The following is a 17523-nucleotide window of genomic DNA, read 5'->3' as shown; positions in this document are numbered from 1 at the left end:
GAAAATGACCTACAGCCCCGCCTGGAAGGCCGCGAAGCCCGCGGTCTCGGTGCTGATCCCCTTCCTGCGCGACGACCCCGCAGCGTTGCTGAACCTGCTCGACGAGGAGGCCGCCTCGGTGGGCGGCGCCGTCGAGATTGTCCTGCTGGACGACGGCACCGGGGACGCGGCCCTGACGGGGCGGCTGAGCAGCCAGATCAAGGCCATGGCCCTGCCCGTCCGGCTGATCACCCTGGCCTCCAACGAAGGGCGATCCATCGGGCGCAATCGGCTGGCCTCGGCCGCGCGCGGCGGCAGCCTGCTGTTCCTCGACAGCGACATGCGGCCCGACCACCGGCGGTTCCTGCGCGACTGGGCTGATCTGGCCGCGCGGGAGGACCCGGCGGTGGCCTTTGGCGGCTTCTCACTGCTGCAGGCCCCGACCGACGCTCGCTTCGCCGTCCACCGCGCCATGGCCGCGAAATCGGAGTGCGTGCCCTATACCGAACGAGCCAGACAGCCCGAGAAATACGTCTACACCTCCAACCTGTTGGTCCGCCGCGACGTGTTCGAGGCCGAGGCCTTCGACCCGGGCTTCACCGGCTGGGGCTGGGAGGATGTGGAATGGGCCATGCGGGTGTCGCGGCGGTTCCGCGTCGTCCATCTCGACAACGCCGCCACCCATATGGGGCTGGACACGGTCGCGGCGCTCGCCGGCAAATACGAACAGTCGGCCCCGAATTTCGCCCGCATGGCCCATCGTCACCCGGAAATCGTCGCCACCTATCCCAGCTACAAGGCGGCCCGGCTGCTGAAGCGCCTGCCCGGCCTGCCTCGCCTGCGCCGGATGATGCGGAGCGGCGCCGACACGACCTGGCTGCCAGTGGGCGCGCGGGCGTTCTCACTGCGTCTGTACCGCGCCGCCCTCTATGCGGAGGCGGTGTGATGGCCGACGTCGCCGTCATTGTCCCGACGCTGAGGCGACCCGAAAGCCTTGAGCGAGCCCTGCGCTCGCTGTTCGCCCAGACCGGCGTCGCTGACCAGGTGTCCGCTATCATGGTGGTCGACAATGATCCGGTCGGATCGGCGGGGCCGACCGTCGAGGCCCTGCGTCTGCACTCGCCCTGGACCCTCGCTTATGTCCATGCCCCGCGACCAGGCGTCGCCACCGCCCGCAACGCAGGACTGGCCGCGACGAACGCCCCGCTGATCGCCTTCCTCGACGACGATGAGGCGGCTTCGCCGGGCTGGCTCGCGGCCCTGCTGAAGGCCCAGGCGGACACAGGCGCCGACGCCGTCTTCGGTCCGATCACCGGGCGGGCGCCCGACGCCGCCGCCTGGCTTAAACCGTGGCTCGAGCGGTTCTTCGGCCGTGAAGGGCCGGAGCGGACCGGCCTGATCGATCGTCCCTTCGGCTGCGGCAATTCACTGATGGTGCGTAGCTCAGCCCTGCCCGGCCCCGCGCCGTTCGACGCGAGCACGGATCAGGCCGGCGGCGAGGACGACGCCCTGTTCGCGGCGCTCGCAGCGCGCGGCGGCCGCTTCGGCTGGTCCGCTGACGCCTGGGTCGAGGAGTTCGCGCCGGCCCACCGGGCCACCCTGAACTACGCCCTGGCGCGCGCCTTCGCCTACGGCCAAGGGCCCAGCCAGACGGCGGCCGCGGCGAAGGACTGGCCGGGCGTGGCGCGCTGGATGGCCATCGGCGCGGCGCAGACCGCCGTCTGGGGGGCCGCGTCGGCGGCCCTGACCGTCATCGCCAGTCCAAAGCGGGCGGAGATGTACGACCGCACTGCGCGCGGCATTGGAAAACTGTTCTGGATGAGGGGGTTCGAGCCCCGCTTCTACGGCGCGCGGGAAGTGGCGCGCCTCGAGGCGGCGAAGGTCTAGCCGGTCAGTCGTTTTAGAAACGCGGGCGGATTATAGGTCGAGCGGTTGACCACCACGCCCGCGATCTTGCCGCCCACCGCCTCGATTTCGTCGCGCAGCATCAGGGGTTCATTGGCCGCCCCGCTCTCGGCCGCCACGACCAGGACGGTGGCGTCGACATAGGGGGCCAGGGTGATGACCATGTTGTTGCGGTCAGCGGCGGGGGCGTCGATCACCACCGTATCGGCGTGTTTGCGCAGGGCATCCCAGTAGCGGGCGTCGCTGACCGCCTCGGCTCGCTGGCCCGAGCGCAGATGCTCCGCCGCGAACCGGGTGACCCACAACCGTCCGCCGAGGCAGGGCCGGGCGCTCATCAGTCGGGCCGGATGCACGGGCTTGCCCGCCCGGTCCATGATGCGCGGCGTGATGGCGAAGAAGATGGAGCCGTCGGGTGTGGCGATGGCCGCCTTGCCGATGCGGCCGAAACGGTCGGGTTCGGCGGCGACGGCATCCATCTGACCCTGCTGGGCCAGATCGGCGTCGATCAGCCAGACGGGACGGCGGGCGCGCACGGCGGCCAGCCGGGCGTACTCGCGCGCGACCGTCGAGACGCCCTCGCCCGAGGTGGCGGCGGCGATCTGGACCACGCGGCCACGGTGGCCCGGCGCCGGCCCCAGCGCGGCCCAGAGAGCCGCCATTTCGGATGTCAGATCGACCATCGAATCGCTACGCGCCTGGCTACAGGCTCCTACGTTAACACTGGCGGGGTCATCGGGCCTTCATGGGGGCGACGGCCAGAACGGGCATATCGAGTGTCCGTCCGGTCGACGCCGGCGTGGTGTAGCCGCGCCGCGTGAAGACGCGCAGCAGGCCGACGCACAGGGCGGTGAAGGCGGCGAACAGGAAGACCACAGCCAATAGAGGCGCCTTCAGGCTGGAGCCCTTGGTGGGGGCCTCGGCGCGCTCGATGACATTGACGTTGTCGGCCCCGGCGGCGACCAGGGCGCTGTTGGCGCGGGCCGCGCTCTCGCGCTGCTGGAAGTCGCGCACCAGGGTCGTCAGGGTTTCGCGATTGCCCGCCAGATTGGCATTGGCCGACTCCAGTCGGGTCATTTCCGCCTGACGGGCCCGCAGCTGGTTGAGCTGGCCTTCGGCCACGGCCAGCCGGGCGGCCAGTCCGTCGCGGTCGGCGGCCGCGGTGATCCGGGCCGTTTCGATCTCGGTGAAGATGGTGCTGGGACCGGTGCGGACCTCCTTGGGGCCGACCGTCGTGCCGGTGGCGACATAGGCCTGCAGGTCGGCGATCTGCTGGTCGATGTCCCGCACGGGCTGGGCCTCTGGCGTATAGCGCGACAGCAGGGCCTCGCGCTGGGTGCGCAGGGTCAGGATCTGATCCTGGGCCGAGATGTTCAAATCCTGCTGCAGCACCACCTCTGCGGGCTGCTGCGCCAGCTGGGCCTCCAGCGTCGCCAGCCGCTGGCTGGCCTGGTTCAGCTGGGCTCGCAGCGACAGGGCCTCGGCATAGGTGGTCTGGTAGGTGGCGGCCAAGGTCGCCTTGGCGGTGGCGAAATCGCCTAGGTCATTGGATTGCAGGAAGGCGTTGTAAGCCTCGTCGGCCGTGTTGAGGTCGTCTTCGAACGCCTCGCGCTGGGCCGCATAGGCCGGCGTGGTCGAGCCCCGGAATATCTGCCTGCGCTGGACCAGATATTGGTCGATGACGGCGTTCAACACCTGGGCCGCGCGCACAGGGTCGTCGGACTCATAGGATACCGCAATGATGGCGCTGCCGGGGGTGACGCCGACGCCCAGGCCGGAATCCAGGGCCTTCAGCGCAGCGGCCTCCTTCTCGGCCGGTGTTCCTGCGGCGCCGGGCCCCAGGATGGTGTCAGCGCCCACGGCGCGGATGGCGCGGCGCTTGACGGCCAGACTTCCCAGAATGCGGGCTTCCGCCCCGGCCACAGCGTCGGCCTCCAACGGCTGGCTCGGATCGATCGCGCCGACCCGGGACTGATAGACATACTCCTGCCCCGCCCCCGCATAGACGCTGGCGGTGGCCGTGTAGGATTTCTTCAGCGTCAGCACCGCCGCCGTGCCGATGGCGAACACGACCAGGAAGATCACGACCATCAGCAGGGCTTCACGGAACAGCAGGCCGACGACATCGGAGAAGCCGTAGCGCGGGCGGACTGTCGTGTAGGCCGACGTGCGCATGGGGGGCGGACTGATTCCATCGTACTGGACTGGAACTGTCAGCCTTGGGCCAGCGGCGTTAACCAACGATTACCCCTAAGCGCCGACCCTGCCCTCGACGCCTGTTTCGCGGAGTGAGTCCCCATGTCCCTCGACCGTCGCCTGTTGCTGCTCGGGCTTGTCGGCGCCGGCGCGATGGTCAGCGGCTGCGGCGGCGTGCCCGGCCTGCGCGGCGACGAATACGGTTCGCGCATGCCCCTGCCACAGGACGCGCGCGGCGGCGGCCGCGTCCAGAACGTGGGCCGGACCTCCTTCCCCGAGATCGGTTTCGCCGACTGGACCGAGACTGAGCCGGAATACGTCCTATATCCCGGCGACGAGATCGAGATCGCCACGCCGACCGCGGTCGAACTGACGCGCACCCAGAAGATCGGCCCGGACGGCCGCATCTCCCTGCCGCTGGTCGGCCAGATCATGGCGGCGGACCGCACCATCGCCGAGGTCGAGGCCGACGCCTCCGCCGCCTTCGCCAGCCAGCTGCGCCGCCCTGTGGTCGAGATCACGCTAAAGACCGCCGGGCCGATCCGCGTCTGGGTCGGCGGCGAGGTCCGCACGCCCGGCATGATCGAGATGAACGGCGATCTGGACGCCTATCAGGCCATCATCCAGGCCGGCGACTTCCTGCCGACGGCCAGACAGGGCGAGGTGGCCCTGATCCGCCGAGGACCCGGCGGCATCCGCATGATGCGGGCGGTGGACCTGCGACCCCGTCGCGGCGAGATCATCGCCCTGCGGCGCGGCGACATCATCTTCGTCCCGCGCTCCACCCTGGGCGAGGTGGCGAACTTCATCACCCTGTTCCGCAACGCTTTGCCGGTGGGGTTCAGCTATGCGATCGGCGGGCAGTATCAGCGGTTTTAGGGCCACCCGATGAACCGGAACGCAACGCGCAACCTTGTTGGCGCGGCGCTGTGGGCGTACGGCATAACCGCGATGGGCGGGTTCTTTGTGCTTTCCGGTCGTTGGCTCGCATCAGCGCCGACAACCCGGGACGCCATCCATGTCTTCGAGCACAACGAGCATGGATCGTTCGTCTACTACAACGCCGAACAGGCCACCGCGCTTGCGCTGCTGTTCATGACCTCAATCCCGATCGCTTTCCTCGGATTGTTCATCTCGCCGAAGAAGAACGTGGTGTCCCGAGCCAGCGGACTGGCTTGGCGAGCCACATGGGAGGCAGACGATCCAAAAAGGATGAGCAGGTGGGGCTATTTGTCGGGTGCCCTCATTGCCCTCGGGCTCGTATTCGTCATTCGCGAGCCCCTCATCGCGAGTCTGATCGATCGCGGCGTAGTGCTCAATATCGGCTAGCCTGCCGCCTTGAAGTGGGGACAAACACCACTTTCCCCACCCTAAAGACTATCCGTTTCCGTCCGCAGGCCCGGCTGCTCTTGCCCGCAAAGCGGTGTGGGGCCCACGTCCAAGGCGTCAACGAGACGGAGGATTTCGGTAGTGACGCCGAACCGGCTCTCGCGGACCTCGGCCCCGACGCTGAATCAGTATAATGGACAAAATCAGGTAAATCCGTAAAATGGGGCGAAAGGAGAACCCCATGCTGGAAGTTTCCGCCACAGAATTCGCCAAGCGGTTCGCCCGTTATCGCCGCGCGGCCCAGACCGAGCCGGTCGCCGTCACCCATCACGGCGAGACCACCGAGGTGCTGGTCTCCAAGGCCGCCTACGAGGACTATATGAAACTGCGGGCGGAACGGCGCCGCTCGCGGCCCATGACAGATCAGCAGTTCATCACCGCCCTGGAGGCGACGCGGATGAACGCCAGATATGACCATCTGAACGCCCTGATGGACGAGGGCTGATCGACTTGGCGTCCTTGCCGTCGCCGACGCCGGGCCTGGTCCTTCGTTACAGATATCTTTGGGGCCACGAACACGACCGTGGTGTCGAAGAGGCGCGCTACGCCCGGCCGTGTGCGATCGTCCTCACCGTCACACCCGAGCCGGGAGACGCGCCGCGCGTCGTCGTCGTGCCCTTGACCTCGCGCGAGCCGGAGCCCGGCCGCGAGGCTCTGGCCCTGCCGACGAGGGTGCGCCGCGCCCTTGGACTGGACGGGGACCGGTCGTGGGTGATGTTGGACGAGGCCAACGAGTTCATCTGGCCCGGCGTCGATCTGGAGCCCAATCCGGAGGGGCGGTTCGACTATGGGGTGCTGCCGCCCGTTCTCTATGAGCAGGTGCGGACGCGCGCGATCGCCTTGGGGCGCGCGGGCGGCTTCCGCCGCATCTGGCGCGACAACTAGGCCGCCAGCTTCACGATCCCCGCATCGATCCAGCGGCGCGCCGCCTTTTGCGCCTCGGCGATCTCGTCCTGTTCCATCTCCTGGCTCATCTCACGGCGATAGACGCGCGCTTCGATCGAGCCCTTCATGGCGGCCAGGTTGAAGATCATGTGGGCCGAGACGCGGTCCATGGGGCAACCACCCTGGCCGTTCGAATACATCATGCCCAGCCGGAACAGGTCGTCGCCGTTCATGTCCGCGGTCGGCAGGGGGAGTCCAGCTTCCTGGCCCTGCTCTTGATCGACTTGCGGCGCGGTTTCTTGCGCGTTCATCACCGTATCTCCCGAACCGGCGCCTTTCTGGCCCCGCCCTCTGAGACGCGATAAAATACCCGCGGTTTGAAGGTAAAGTTAACAACGGGGGGTCCGAACGGCCTTTTCAGTACAAGCGGGGCGAATACTGCGCCCTTGTTCAGATATCCGAAATAGTTCGGAAATCCCTGATTCACACCCGCTAACGGGACATGACCGGGGGGCTTACGAACGGTTATCGCGCCCGCTGCCCGAACAGCACCTTGCGCGCCGCCTCCGCCGCCTTGCCGGAGGCCGCCAGGCTGCGGCGCATCCCGTCGCCCAGCGCCCGACCCGCGATCACGGCGGGCCGCGCGCCCACCCGCTCCATCCAGGCCTTCAGGTTCGGGAACTCGGTCAGATCCTGTCCCTGCAGTTCCGGCAGCACCCAGGGCCAGGCCGCCATGTCGGCGATGGAATAGTCGCCCGCCAGATAGGGGCGGTCGGCCAGCCGCCGGTCCATGACGCCGTACAGCCGATGCGTCTCGTCGGTATAGCGGCGGACGCCATAGGCGATCTGGCGCTGGTCCTTGATGATGGCCGGGGCGTATTGCCGGAAGTGGTGGGTCTGGCCCGCCATCGGTCCCAGGCCGCCGACCTGCCAGAACAGCCACTGATCGACCTCGGCCTTGCCGCGCGGATCCTGCGGATAGAAGCGACCGGACTTGGCGCCGAGATATTGCAGGATGGCCCCGGATTCGAAGATCGACAGCGGCTGGCCGTCCGGCCCATCCGGGTCGACGATCGCCGGCATCCGACCGTTGGGACTGATGGCCTGAAAAGCGGCCCCGAACTGTTCGCCCAACCCGATATTCACCGGCTTCATTTCATATGGCAGGCCCATCTCTTCCAGGGCGATCGAGATTTTCCAGCCGTTGGGCGTGGGCCAGTACCAGAGTTCGATCGGCGCGGTCATGCGGGCGTCCTGTGAAGCTGGATCACAGGTGGGAGGATCGCCCGGCGCTCGCAATAGTGCGTCCACCGAACCTGACACTCGCATTCAGGAGGAGTTCATGAGCCGAGAGAGACGGTCGCATATGATTAGCGGGCCGACGCGGGTTTCCCGCCGCCACCCTCAGTTGGAGAGCGATCATGAACCGCTTCACAAAGGCCGCTGTGCTCGGGCTGGTGCTGGCCGCCGCTGCGCCCATGGCCGCCGAGGCCCAGAACCGCGACCGCCGCGAAGACCGGCGCGACTATCGTGAGGAGCGCCGCGACGACCGCCGGGACGATCGCAACGGAGAGTACGACAATCGCCGTAACTATCGTCAGGACCGCCGGGAGGATCGCCGCGACTTCCGCGAGGAACGCCGGGACGATCGTCGGGACTTCCGCCGCGACCAGCGTTGGGACCGCAACAATCGCGATTGGTGGCGCGGCCGCAACGACTTCCGCGACTACCGCGGCGGCCGCAACGACTACTGGTACGCCCCCGGCTATGGTTATTATCGCGTCGAGCCGCGCTACTACGGGCAACGCTGGCAGCGCGGCCAATACCTGCCGCACTCCTACCGCAACTACTATGTGCCCGACCCCTACGACTACGATCTGCGTCCGGCCCCGCGCGGCTATCGCTATGTCCACGCCGGCAATGATATCGTGCTGATCGCCCTCGCCACCGGCCTGATCGCCAACGTGCTGTCGGGCGTCTACTAGGACTCGATCTCAGCTCTGATACGCGCCCCGCGGGGTCCGGCTCGCGGGGGGGTTTTCGTATCCGGCGCCCGGTTTCGATTGCGCATTTCGTTCAGTCACGGTTCATGATGAAAGCGCAACCTTGACTACAAGCCGTCTGAGAGGGACGTGCGGGGAAGAATACGAGAATGCAGCGCTCATTGATCGTCGCCGCCGCGGTCGCGGCCTTCGCCGTGCCGGCCCTGGCGCCCTTGACCGTCCTGGCCCAGGACGGAGAAGCCGGCGGCGGCCGCCGCGGCGCCTCCCGTCAGAACGGGGATGAAGAAGACCGCGAAATGCGGACGGATCAGCCGGATCAGCCGGATCGCCCGCGTCGGCCACGAGCTCCAGATCAGCCGCGCCCGGATCGTCCCGACAGACCGGACCGGCCTGATCGGCCACAGACTTCGGATCAGCCACGTCCGGACCGGCCCGACAGGCCGGATCGCCCCCACCGACCGGATCGCCCCGATCGTCCCGACCGGCCCATTCCCGGCGGCGGCGACGGTGATCGTCCGGACCGGCCCGACAGACCCGACCGTCCCGACAGACCGGATCGTCCAGACTGGCCCCGCGATGGGGACGACCGGCGTGATGACCGCTACGAGCGGCGTCAGGAGCGCCGCGACTACCGCGACTTCCATAACCGCTTCGACGGAGACCACTGGCGGCGCAACTGGAACCGCAACCACCGCAGCGACTGGTGGCGCAGCGACCGGCGGTTCCGCGGCTACAGCGGTTTCCGCTTCGGCTTCTATTTCGCGCCGGGCTACGGCTACTACAACGTGCCGCGCAACTATTGGGGCCAGCGCTACCACGTCGGCGACTACCTGCCGTCGATCTTCTGGCGCTATCAGCTGAACGACTGGCGCACCTACGGCCTCGGCTATCCGCCCGTGGGCACGCGCTGGGTGCTGGTCGACAATCACATCTATCTGGTCGACGAATACGACGGCTACATCATCGACGTCATCTTCGACGCCTGGAGCTGGTAAGCCGTCAGAACACGGAGGAAACGCCGCCCGATCGCGAGATCGGGCGGCGTTTCCGATTGTCAGAGCAAGGTTGCGGCCATCGCCGCGCCGGGCCAGAACCGGCTCCATGAGCGATCCGGCGATCAGCGACACGACCACCGGCGAGGAGGTCCCCTCCTCGCGCGCGCCGCAGCTGCACCTGTCCGAAGAGCTGATGGCCTCGCCCACACGGTTCTTCAACCGCGAGATTTCCTGGCTGGCCTTCAACGGCCGAGTGCTTGAGGAGGCCGCCAACCCGGCCCACCCCCTGCTGGAACGGCTGCGCTTCCTGTCGATCTCGGCCAACAATCTCGACGAGTTCTTCATGACGCGCGTCGCCGGCCTCAAGGGCCAGGTGCGCGAGCGGGTGCGGGTTCTGTCCGCCGACGGCCTGACCGCGGCCGAGCAGTTGGACAAGGTCAATGTCGCAGCGGGCGGCCTGATGGCCGAGCAACAGCGCCGCTGGCGCAAACTGCGCAAGGAGCTGACGGGCGCCGGCATCGAGGTCGTCGACGCGGCCCGGATAACCAAGACCGAACGCGAGCGGCTGGAGCCCGAATTCCTCAACCAGCTATTCGCCGTGCTGACGCCGATGGCGATCGACCCGGCCCATCCCTTCCCCTTCCTGCCCAACCTCGGCTTTTCGCTGGCGCTGAAGCTGAAGCGGCGCTCGGACAACCGCACCCTCTACGCCCTCGTGCCCGTGCCGACCCAGGTAAAGCGGTTCTGGCCCTTGGCCACCGACGGCCGCTCCAAACCGGGCCGTAAACGCTATCTGACGCTGGAGAGCCTTCTGATGCTCTTCATCGACCACCTGTTCCCTGGCTGCGACGTGCTGGAGCGCGGTGTCTTCCGCCTGATCCGCGACTCGGACATCGAGATCGAGGAAGAGGCCGAGGACCTGGTCATGGAATTCGAGGAGGCGCTGAAGCAGCGCCGCCTCGGCTCGGTGGTGCGCATCAAGATCGAGGCGTCCATGCCGGACGACCTGCGCACCTTCATCACCGACCAGCTGGACGCCGCGCCGCAGGACATCGTGCTGGTCGCCGGCATGCTGGGTCTGGCCCAGGTCGCCGACCTGATCCCCAGCGGCCATCCGGATCTGAAATTCCCGGGCTATGAGCCACGCTATCCCGAGCGGGTGCGCGACAACGGCGGCGACATCTTCGCGGCCGTGCGCGAAAAGGACATGCTGATCCACCACCCGTTCGAGAGCTTCGACGTGGTGGTCCAGTTTCTGCGCCAGGCCGCCCGCGATCCCAATGTGATCGCCATCAAACAGACGCTGTACCGGACCTCCAAGGACAGCCCCATCGTCGCCGCCCTGATCGAGGCGGCCGAGAACGGCAAGAACGTCACCGCCCTGGTCGAGATCAAGGCCCGGTTCGACGAGGAGGCCAACCTGCGCTGGGCCCGGGCCATGGAGCGGGCCGGCGTCCATGTGGTGTTCGGCTTCGTCGAATGGAAAACTCACGCCAAGCTCAGCGTCGTCGTGCGCCGCGAGAGCGAGGGGCTGAAGACCTACTGCCATTTCGGCACCGGCAACTATCACCCGGTGACCGCGCGCGTTTACACCGACCTCAGCCTGTTCAGCTGTGACCCCATTCTGGCCCGCGACGCCTCACGGGTGTTCAACTACATCACCGGTTACGCCCAGCCCGACGAGTTGGAGGCCCTGGTGGTCTCGCCACTTAATATGAAGACCACGCTGATCGACCTGATCGGCAAGGAGATGGCGGCGGCGGCCAAGGGCAAGCCCGCGGCCATCTGGGCCAAGATGAATTCGCTGGTCGATCCCCAGATCATCGACGCCCTCTACCGCGCCAGCCAGTGGGGGGTCCGCATCGAGCTGGTGATACGCGGCATCTGCTGCCTTCGGCCCGGGGTGACTGACCTGTCGGAAAACATCCGCGTCAAGTCCATCGTCGGCCGGTTCCTCGAGCACAGCCGCATCGTCGCCTTCGCCAACGGCCGCGACCTGCCGCACGACAGGGCGAAGCTGTACATCTCTTCGGCCGACTGGATGAACCGGAACCTGGACCGCCGCGTCGAGCTGATGACCCCCGTGCTCAACGCCACCGTCCACGACCAGGTGCTGGACCAGATCATGGTCGCCAACCTCAAGGACGACGCCCAGAGCTGGGTGCTGGCCGCCGACGGGAGTTATCGCCGGGTCGCGCCCGCCGACCCGGAACGGCCCTTCTCGGCGCACAAATACTTCATGACCAACCCCAGCCTGTCGGGCCGGGGCCGCAAGGTGAAGACCCTGCCCGGCCATCTCAGCTATGAGCCCTCGCGGAAGAAGCGGTGATGCCCGACGCGTCGCACCCGGTGATCGACGCGCCGCGCGATGTCGCCGCGATCGATATAGGCTCCAACTCGGTGCGTCTGGTGCTGTACCGGCTGGAAGGCCGCGCCATCTGGACGGTGTTCAACGAGAAGGTGCTGGCCGGTCTTGGACGCGACCTCGGTGAGACCGGGCAGCTGTCGATCGAGGGCGCCGCCCAAGCCTTGACGGCGTTGAAACGTTTCGCCGCCGTGATCGACGGTGTCCGCCCCGCCCATACCTTTGTCGCCGCCACCGCCGCCGTGCGCGAGGCTCAGGACGGCCAGGACTTCTGCGACCGCGTCGCCGCCGCCACCGGACTGAAAATCCGCATCCTGTCCGGCGAGGAAGAAGCGCGCTATGCCGCCCTCGGCGTTCTCGCCGGCATTCCGTATGCCGATGGAGTCGTCGGCGACCTCGGCGGCTCCAGCCTCGAGCTGATCCGTCTCACCGAGGGGGCGGTGGGACGCGGGACGACCCTGCCTCTTGGCCCCTTCGCCCTGGCCGATACGGGCGGCTTCGACGCCGACCGTCTGCGCGGGACCATAGCCGGGCGACTGAAGTCCGTCGGCGACTACCAGTCCGACACCCTCTATGCGGTCGGCGGCGCGTGGCGGACCCTGGCCCAGGTGCATATGGAGATCACCGGCTATCCGCTGCGCATCGTGCACCAGTACGAGATGGACGCCGCCGACCTGATCGGCACGGCCCGGTTGATCGCCCGGTCGTCGAAGGCCTCGCTGGAGAAATGGCCCGGACTGTCGCGCAAACGCGCCGAGACGCTCCCCGTCGCCGCGCTGGTGCTGGAAGGGCTGATCGAAAGGCTGGGATTGAAGCGGGTCGTTCTGTCGGCCTGGGGCGTGCGCGAGGGTCTGCTGTACGAGGCCCTTGAGGCCGAGGTCGCCGCCGCCGATCCGCTGCTGGCCGGCTGTACGGCCCTCGGCGCGCGTCAGGGCATTTCACCGGCGCTGCCAAGCGCCCTGAACGGCTGGATCGCACCTTTGATGGCCGCCTTGCCGCCGGTGTTCAATCGCGAGCGCGACGCTGTTCTGGCCGACGCGGCCTGCCGGCTGGCTGATCTTGGCGCCCGACTGCATCCCGACCACCGCGTTGAACTGGCCTTTGATCAGGTGCTGCGCGCGCCGGTGCCCGGTCAGAACCATGCCGAACGAGCCTATCTGGCCGTGGCGGTCAACGCCCGCTACGGCGGCAGCGGCTCGACGCCCGAACCGAGGACGGTGGCCCGCCTGCTGAATGAAGAGCAGCGGCAGGGCGCCCGCGCGCTCGGCCTGGCGATCCGACTGGCTTGCGACCTGTCGGGCCGTTCGCCGCAGTTGCTGGTCAACGCCCGCGCCGGGGTGAAGGACGGCGCCCTCTTTCTGACCGCGTCAGACGGCTATGCCGACGCCCTGCTGGGCGAACAGACGCGCCGACGCGGCAAGGCCTTGGCCGAGGCCATGGGACTCAAGCTGGATATCCGCTCGGGCGACTGACAGTGGATCAGTCCCCACCCCACCAGCGCAGCCGGACGTTCCGGGCGGGGCCGCTACCGACTGTCAGCGTTCCCGTGACCACCACGCCTTCATCGCCGAGGTTGCGCCGCGAGGTCGCGAGAGCGCCGGGCTCGAGCGCGCCCTCGAACCGGACCGCGCCCAGTTCGGCCGAACGGCCCTCGAAGCTGATGCGGGTGTCCGTCACCGAATAGGCCGTCGGCAACACACGGGCGGTAAGGCTGCGCGCCTCGCCGATCTCGGTCTGGACCATGGGGCTGGTTACATCGTCGAACTGCAACATGACCGGACCGAACATACCGCTCCGGCTTCCGCCTTCCCAGGCCTGGAACTCCTGCGCCTGCCCGACGAATATGTGGTTGAACGACCATTTCCCGATCCGCACCTCGCTCGCCGGCATATAGTAGCCGGACAGGTCCGCGCTCATGTTGTGCCTGAACGCGGGGGCGGCGGTGGACGGGGCTTCGGGCGGCGCATCCGGCCGGTCACAGGACGCCATGGCGCACAGGGCGGCTATGCCGACGACGGCGAGAATTCTGATGCGCATGGTGACCCTCCGGCTTTCAGCCCAGCACGCCCGGCCGGCCCTGTCGAGCCTTAGCGGCTGAGGCCCCGGTCCAGTGCCCGGAACGAGGCGATCGAAAGCTGGGTCGCGCTGATGAAGACCGAAGGCGTGATCCTGTCGAAATCGTCCGACGGGCGATGATAGTCAGGGTGGTAGTTCACCCCCAGATACAGGAACGGCACCTGGGCCCGGTAAAAGGCGCCGTGGTCCGAAGCCTCGACCCAATTGTCCTCGCCGGTGTCCTGCGGCGTATCCTTGCCGAAGGCGAGCGCCACCGCGCCATTGGCCGGGATCCCCTCCAGGATCGGACGGAAGTTCGGATGCTGATAGGTGCCGGTGACCCACAGCTTGCCGTCGGTCTCGGCCCGGGCGGTCATGTCGAAATTCAGGTTCATGGCAATGGATTCGAGCGGCACTGGCGGCGCCTCGACGAAATGCTTCGCGCCCAACAGGCCACGCTCCTCGCCGTCGAGGGCCACGATCAGCACGCTGTGCTCCGGGGCCTGACGTTTCAGATCGGCGGCCAGCGCCAGCATGGTCGCCACGCCCGAGGCATTGTCGTCGGCGCCGTTGAACACCTGCCCCTCGGCATTGACGCCGACGTGGTCGTAGTGGGCCGTGACGACGATATAACGGTCGGTCACGCGCGTGCCGGGAATCACGCCGATGATGTTGACGCCGTTCCAGGTCCTCGGCCCGGCGCGGGTGCGGCCCTGCATCTCCCACGGCTGCAACCGGCCCATCGGCGGAGCGACGACGCCCAGCGCCTCCAGCCGGCCGACGATATAGTTGCGGGCCATCTCCCCGCCGGGAGCCCCGGTGTCGCGGCCCTGCATGTCATCAGCGGCGAGGATGCGTACGTCTTCCAGCAGTTGGGCGTGCATCACCGACGGGGTCGGTGCGGCCGCCGCGGCGGGCGGCGTCGCATCGGACCCGAACAGGCTGCCGCAGGCCGACAGCAGAAGGGCGCCCCCGAGGGCGGTGGACAGGGCGAGAAGACGGGCGTGACGCATGGGGGCTCCTTGAGACCGCCGGACGCTAGCGGAGCGGTGCGACGGTGTCAGTTTAACTCCCTGTCATGCCGCATTCGGTGGCCGCAATCCGACGACGGGCCTCGAAACCCCGGCGGGCGATGCTAGAATATCGGAAGATTCCTTGCCGCGAGCCATCCATGTCCGACACCCCCGTCGATCAGTTGACCGAGTCCGCCGCGCGCGAGGAACTCGACCGGCTGACCGCCGAACTGGCGCGCCACGACGCCCTCTATCACGGCGACGATGCGCCTCAGATCTCCGACGCCGACTATGACGCCCTCAAGCGCCGAGCGCTGGAGATCGAAGACCGGTTTCCCGACCTGACCAGCCTCGCCTCACCGTCCCGGATCGTCGGCGCCGCCGCCTCCGCCCAATTCGCCCCCGTGCGCCACGGCGTGCCCATGCTGTCGCTCGACAACGCCTTTTCAGCGGACGAAGTGACCGACTTCGTCGCCCGCATTCGCCGCTTTTTGAAGCTGCCCACGGATGAGACCGTCGCCTTCGTCGCCGAACCCAAGATCGACGGTCTGTCCGCCAGCCTGCGCTACGAAAACGGCGTGCTGGTCAGGGGCGCGACGCGCGGCGACGGCAAGACCGGCGAAGACGTCACCGCCAATCTGCGCACCCTCGCCGACATCCCGCAGACCCTGTCCGGAACGGGCTGGCCCGAGGTCATCGAGGTGCGCGGCGAGGTCTATGCCCCCAATGACGCCTTCGACGCCTTCAACGCCGCCGCCGAGGCGGAGGGCCAGCGCACCTACGCCAACCCGCGCAATTTCGCCGCCGGCTCGCTGCGTCAGAAGGACCCGACGATCACCGCCAGACGGCCCCTGCGCTTCTTCGCCTACGCCTGGGGCGAGACGTCGGCATCTTTCGCCGAAACGCAGGCGGACGCCCTGAAGGGGCTAGAAAGCTGGGGGTTTCAGGTCAATGCCCGCTCGCAGAAAGTCGAGAACGCCGCCGGCCTTCAGACCCTTTACGCCGAGCTCGATCGCGATCGGGCGAGGCTTGGCTATGACATCGACGGGGTGGTCTACAAGATCGACCGGCTGGACTGGCAGGCCCGCCTCGGCTTCGTCGCCCGCACCCCCCGCTGGGCCATCGCCCACAAATTCCCGGCCCAGCAAGCGACCACCGTGCTGGAAGACATCGACATCCAGGTCGGACGAACGGGATCACACACGCCGGTCGCCCGGCTGCACCCCGTCACCGTCGGCGGCGTGGTCGTGCGCAACGCCACCCTGCACAACGCCGATGAGATCGCCCGGCTGGATATCCGGCTCGGCGACACCGTCACCCTGCAGAGGGCCGGCGACGTCATCCCCCAGATCCTCGGCGTGGTCGATCCCGACCGCCCGGGCCGTGGCGAACCGTGGGACTTCCCGCACACCTGCATCTGCCCGCTGAAGACGGCGCTGGTGAAGGAGACCAACGCTTCGGGCGTCGAGAGCGTGGTGCGCCGCTGCACCGGCGAACTGGCCTGCCCCTTCCAGCGCATCGAACACCTCAAGCATTTCGTCGGCCGCCGCGCCTTCGACATCGAAGGCCTCGGCGAAAAGCAGCTGATCGCCTTCCATGAGCGCGGCTGGATCAACCAGCCCGCCGACATCTTCCGCCTCGCCCGCGACGCCGAAAAGCTCGACACCCTGCGCGCCGAGGACGGCTATGGCGAGACCAGCGTGCGCAATCTCGTGGCCGGCATCGACGCCCGTCGGACCATTGCTCTCGACCGCTTCATCTACGGCCTCGGCGTCCGCGACATCGGCGACCAGACCTCCATTGTCCTGGCCCGCGCCTTCGAGACATGGCGCGGCTTCGAGGCCGCCTGTATCGCCGCCGCCGGGGGCCTCCCCAGCGAAGCCTGGGTCCGGCTGAGCGAGACCCATGCCGTGTCGCCACGCGTGGTCGCGGCCCTCGCCGAGGCATCCCCGCCTGCTGACGACCCATGGCCCGAGGCCCCGATCGACCAGAAGATCGCCCTCGCCTTCCCCGGCCTCGCCGCCCCGGCCCGGCGCGGTCTGGCGACCCTCGCGGACGACTGGGCCGGTCTGGTGTGGCTGGCCGAGGTGGCCCGGATTGAGGGGCCTTCCGAGGGCCTCGCCCAGATCGCGGGCGTGTCCGGCGTCGGCCCGGTCGCCGCCCGCGCGCTGGCCCTGTTCTTCCGCGAAACCCACAACCGCGCCATGGTCGATGCCCTGGTGGCCGAGATGGACCGGATCGAGGACGCCGAAAAGCCGAAGTCCGACACCGCCGTCGCCGGCAAGACCGTGGTCTTCACCGGCGCCCTCGAACGCTTCACCCGCGACGAGGCCAAGGCCCGCGCTGAATCGCTCGGCGCCAAGGTGTCCGGCTCGGTGTCGAGGAAGACTGACTACCTCGTCGCCGGCCCGGGCGCCGGCTCCAAGATGGCCGACGCCCTCAAGCACGGCGTCGCCGTGCTGACCGAGGACGAATGGCTGGCGCTGATTGGCTGACCTGATCGCGACCCCGAACCCAGGGCCGAACTCGCGTCCTACGTGGTGTCGAAATCGGCGGTCCGGTTCCCGAAGGATCGTCCCATCCCCTACGCCCTGATCTCGGAGATGGCGAAGGTCAGGGCGCGGGAGAACCGCAAGCGCGCCGCAGAGAAAAAGGCCTGACCGTTCACGCGCCCGACCCCAACCGGATCGATTTGAGGCGTCCAGCGTTGCAACAGAAACGTGTTTCGGATCAAAAACTAA

At 67.9% G+C, this 17523-nt stretch carries 17 protein-coding genes; 11 read left to right on the top strand and 6 right to left on the bottom strand.

The window, feature by feature from the left end; all coding sequences use genetic code 11:
- The first annotated feature begins 4 nt into the window (after positions 1-4).
- Positions 5-925, top strand: coding sequence for a glycosyltransferase family 2 protein (locus Q8K49_RS10440; RefSeq protein ID WP_305305869.1), 921 nt, complete (start codon positions 5-7; stop codon positions 923-925).
- The gene (locus tag Q8K49_RS10435) at positions 925-1866 is read left to right on the top strand and encodes a glycosyltransferase family 2 protein (protein WP_305305867.1); all 942 of its coding nucleotides are present in this window, start codon (positions 925-927) and stop codon (positions 1864-1866) included. Before Q8K49_RS10440 ends, Q8K49_RS10435 begins: the two co-directional genes overlap by 1 nt.
- Here Q8K49_RS10435 and Q8K49_RS10430 read toward each other — a convergent pair.
- Together Q8K49_RS10430 and Q8K49_RS10425 are read right to left on the bottom strand one after the other, a co-directional pair.
- A complete protein-coding gene (locus Q8K49_RS10430; protein WP_305305865.1) occupies positions 1863-2564 on the bottom strand; it encodes a hfsB in 702 nt (233 codons plus the stop codon). The two genes, Q8K49_RS10435 and Q8K49_RS10430, sit on opposite strands and share 4 nt — an antisense overlap.
- Positions 2565-2613: 49 nt before the next feature.
- Positions 2614-4056 carry a chain-length determining protein gene (locus Q8K49_RS10425; RefSeq protein WP_305305864.1) on the bottom strand — a complete coding sequence of 481 codons (1443 nt, stop codon included), beginning with the start codon at positions 4054-4056 and terminating at the stop codon, positions 2614-2616.
- A 123-nt stretch (positions 4057-4179) separates the two neighbouring features.
- On the opposite strand from Q8K49_RS10425, the gene Q8K49_RS10420 reads away from it, so the two are divergent.
- The 4 genes from Q8K49_RS10420 to Q8K49_RS10405 all read left to right on the top strand — a co-directional run bounded on the left by Q8K49_RS10420 (position 4180) and on the right by Q8K49_RS10405 (position 6351).
- Positions 4180-4956, top strand: a complete 777-nt coding sequence (locus Q8K49_RS10420) for a polysaccharide biosynthesis/export family protein (protein WP_305305862.1) — start codon at positions 4180-4182, stop codon at positions 4954-4956.
- 9 nt (positions 4957-4965) lie between these two features.
- Positions 4966-5406, top strand: coding sequence for a hypothetical protein (locus Q8K49_RS10415; RefSeq protein WP_305305860.1), 441 nt, complete (start codon positions 4966-4968; stop codon positions 5404-5406).
- A 241-nt stretch (positions 5407-5647) separates the two neighbouring features.
- A complete protein-coding gene (locus Q8K49_RS10410) occupies positions 5648-5911 on the top strand; it encodes a type II toxin-antitoxin system prevent-host-death family antitoxin (RefSeq protein WP_305305858.1) in 264 nt (87 codons plus the stop codon).
- Positions 5912-5916: 5 nt separating this feature from the next.
- Entirely contained in the window at positions 5917-6351 is a 435-nt protein-coding gene (locus tag Q8K49_RS10405; protein WP_305305857.1) for a growth inhibitor PemK, read from the top strand.
- Here Q8K49_RS10405 and Q8K49_RS10400 read toward each other — a convergent pair.
- Together Q8K49_RS10400 and Q8K49_RS10395 are read right to left on the bottom strand one after the other, a co-directional pair.
- Complete coding sequence (locus Q8K49_RS10400; RefSeq protein WP_305305855.1) at positions 6348-6662, bottom strand: sel1 repeat family protein; 315 nt, start codon at positions 6660-6662, stop codon at positions 6348-6350. The genes Q8K49_RS10405 and Q8K49_RS10400 overlap by 4 nt on opposite strands.
- Positions 6663-6876: 214 nt before the next feature.
- Positions 6877-7596, bottom strand: coding sequence for a glutathione S-transferase family protein (locus Q8K49_RS10395; protein ID WP_305305853.1), 720 nt, complete (start codon positions 7594-7596; stop codon positions 6877-6879).
- A gap of 176 nt (positions 7597-7772) precedes the next feature.
- Here Q8K49_RS10395 and Q8K49_RS10390 point away from each other — a divergent pair, with 176 nt between their 5' ends.
- From Q8K49_RS10390 to Q8K49_RS10375, 4 genes are all read left to right on the top strand, one after another.
- Positions 7773-8336 (top strand): RcnB family protein, encoded by a 564-nt coding sequence (locus tag Q8K49_RS10390; RefSeq protein WP_305305851.1) that lies wholly within the window; start codon positions 7773-7775, stop codon positions 8334-8336.
- Positions 8337-8503: 167 nt separating this feature from the next.
- Entirely contained in the window at positions 8504-9349 is an 846-nt protein-coding gene (locus Q8K49_RS10385) for an RcnB family protein (RefSeq protein WP_305305850.1), read from the top strand.
- 106 nt (positions 9350-9455) lie between these two features.
- The gene (locus Q8K49_RS10380; protein ID WP_305305848.1) at positions 9456-11678 is read left to right on the top strand and encodes an RNA degradosome polyphosphate kinase; all 2223 of its coding nucleotides are present in this window, start codon (positions 9456-9458) and stop codon (positions 11676-11678) included.
- Complete coding sequence (locus Q8K49_RS10375) at positions 11678-13186, top strand: Ppx/GppA phosphatase family protein (RefSeq protein WP_305305846.1); 1509 nt, start codon at positions 11678-11680, stop codon at positions 13184-13186. The genes Q8K49_RS10380 and Q8K49_RS10375 overlap by 1 nt, the downstream gene beginning before the upstream one ends.
- Positions 13187-13193: 7 nt before the next feature.
- On the opposite strand, the gene Q8K49_RS10370 is transcribed toward Q8K49_RS10375, so the two are convergent.
- Positions 13194-13751, bottom strand: a complete 558-nt coding sequence (locus Q8K49_RS10370; RefSeq protein WP_305305844.1) for a hypothetical protein — start codon at positions 13749-13751, stop codon at positions 13194-13196.
- A 50-nt stretch (positions 13752-13801) separates the two neighbouring features.
- Positions 13802-14782: a M28 family peptidase gene (locus Q8K49_RS10365; RefSeq protein ID WP_305305842.1), complete on the bottom strand. Its 981-nt coding sequence runs from the start codon at positions 14780-14782 to the stop codon at positions 13802-13804.
- Between the two features lie 158 nt (positions 14783-14940).
- Here Q8K49_RS10365 and ligA point away from each other — a divergent pair, with 158 nt between their 5' ends.
- On the top strand, positions 14941-17277 hold the full coding sequence (ligA, locus tag Q8K49_RS10360) for an NAD-dependent DNA ligase LigA (RefSeq protein ID WP_305305840.1): 2337 nt from the start codon (positions 14941-14943) through the stop codon (positions 17275-17277).
- The last annotated feature ends 246 nt before the right edge of the window (positions 17278-17523 follow it).

Origin of the sequence: Brevundimonas sp. (assembly GCF_030682035.1) — a bacterium.
Classification (GTDB): Bacteria; Pseudomonadota; Alphaproteobacteria; order Caulobacterales; family Caulobacteraceae; genus Brevundimonas.
This window is presented reverse-complemented; position numbering and strand designations above follow the sequence as displayed.

Bases quoted from the DNA above. Each gene is read 5' to 3' on its own strand.
- Q8K49_RS10415 (WP_305305860.1), top strand. From the start codon at position 4,966: ATGAACCGGAACGCAACGCGCAACCTTGTTGGCGCGGCGCTGTGGGCG.
- Q8K49_RS10370 (WP_305305844.1), bottom strand. From the start codon at position 13,751: ATGCGCATCAGAATTCTCGCCGTCGTCGGCATAGCCGCCCTGTGCGCC.
- Q8K49_RS10440 (WP_305305869.1), top strand. From the start codon at position 5: ATGACCTACAGCCCCGCCTGGAAGGCCGCGAAGCCCGCGGTCTCGGTG.
- Q8K49_RS10395 (WP_305305853.1), bottom strand. From the start codon at position 7,596: ATGACCGCGCCGATCGAACTCTGGTACTGGCCCACGCCCAACGGCTGG.
- Q8K49_RS10435 (WP_305305867.1), top strand. From the start codon at position 925: ATGGCCGACGTCGCCGTCATTGTCCCGACGCTGAGGCGACCCGAAAGC.
- Q8K49_RS10410 (WP_305305858.1), top strand. From the start codon at position 5,648: ATGCTGGAAGTTTCCGCCACAGAATTCGCCAAGCGGTTCGCCCGTTAT.
- Q8K49_RS10425 (WP_305305864.1), bottom strand. From the start codon at position 4,056: ATGCGCACGTCGGCCTACACGACAGTCCGCCCGCGCTACGGCTTCTCC.
- Q8K49_RS10420 (WP_305305862.1), top strand. From the start codon at position 4,180: ATGTCCCTCGACCGTCGCCTGTTGCTGCTCGGGCTTGTCGGCGCCGGC.
- Q8K49_RS10390 (WP_305305851.1), top strand. From the start codon at position 7,773: ATGAACCGCTTCACAAAGGCCGCTGTGCTCGGGCTGGTGCTGGCCGCC.
- Q8K49_RS10400 (WP_305305855.1), bottom strand. From the start codon at position 6,662: ATGAACGCGCAAGAAACCGCGCCGCAAGTCGATCAAGAGCAGGGCCAG.
- Q8K49_RS10365 (WP_305305842.1), bottom strand. From the start codon at position 14,782: ATGCGTCACGCCCGTCTTCTCGCCCTGTCCACCGCCCTCGGGGGCGCC.
- Q8K49_RS10380 (WP_305305848.1), top strand. From the start codon at position 9,456: ATGAGCGATCCGGCGATCAGCGACACGACCACCGGCGAGGAGGTCCCC.
- Q8K49_RS10430 (WP_305305865.1), bottom strand. From the start codon at position 2,564: ATGGTCGATCTGACATCCGAAATGGCGGCTCTCTGGGCCGCGCTGGGG.
- ligA (WP_305305840.1), top strand. From the start codon at position 14,941: ATGTCCGACACCCCCGTCGATCAGTTGACCGAGTCCGCCGCGCGCGAG.
- Q8K49_RS10385 (WP_305305850.1), top strand. From the start codon at position 8,504: ATGCAGCGCTCATTGATCGTCGCCGCCGCGGTCGCGGCCTTCGCCGTG.
- Q8K49_RS10375 (WP_305305846.1), top strand. From the start codon at position 11,678: ATGCCCGACGCGTCGCACCCGGTGATCGACGCGCCGCGCGATGTCGCC.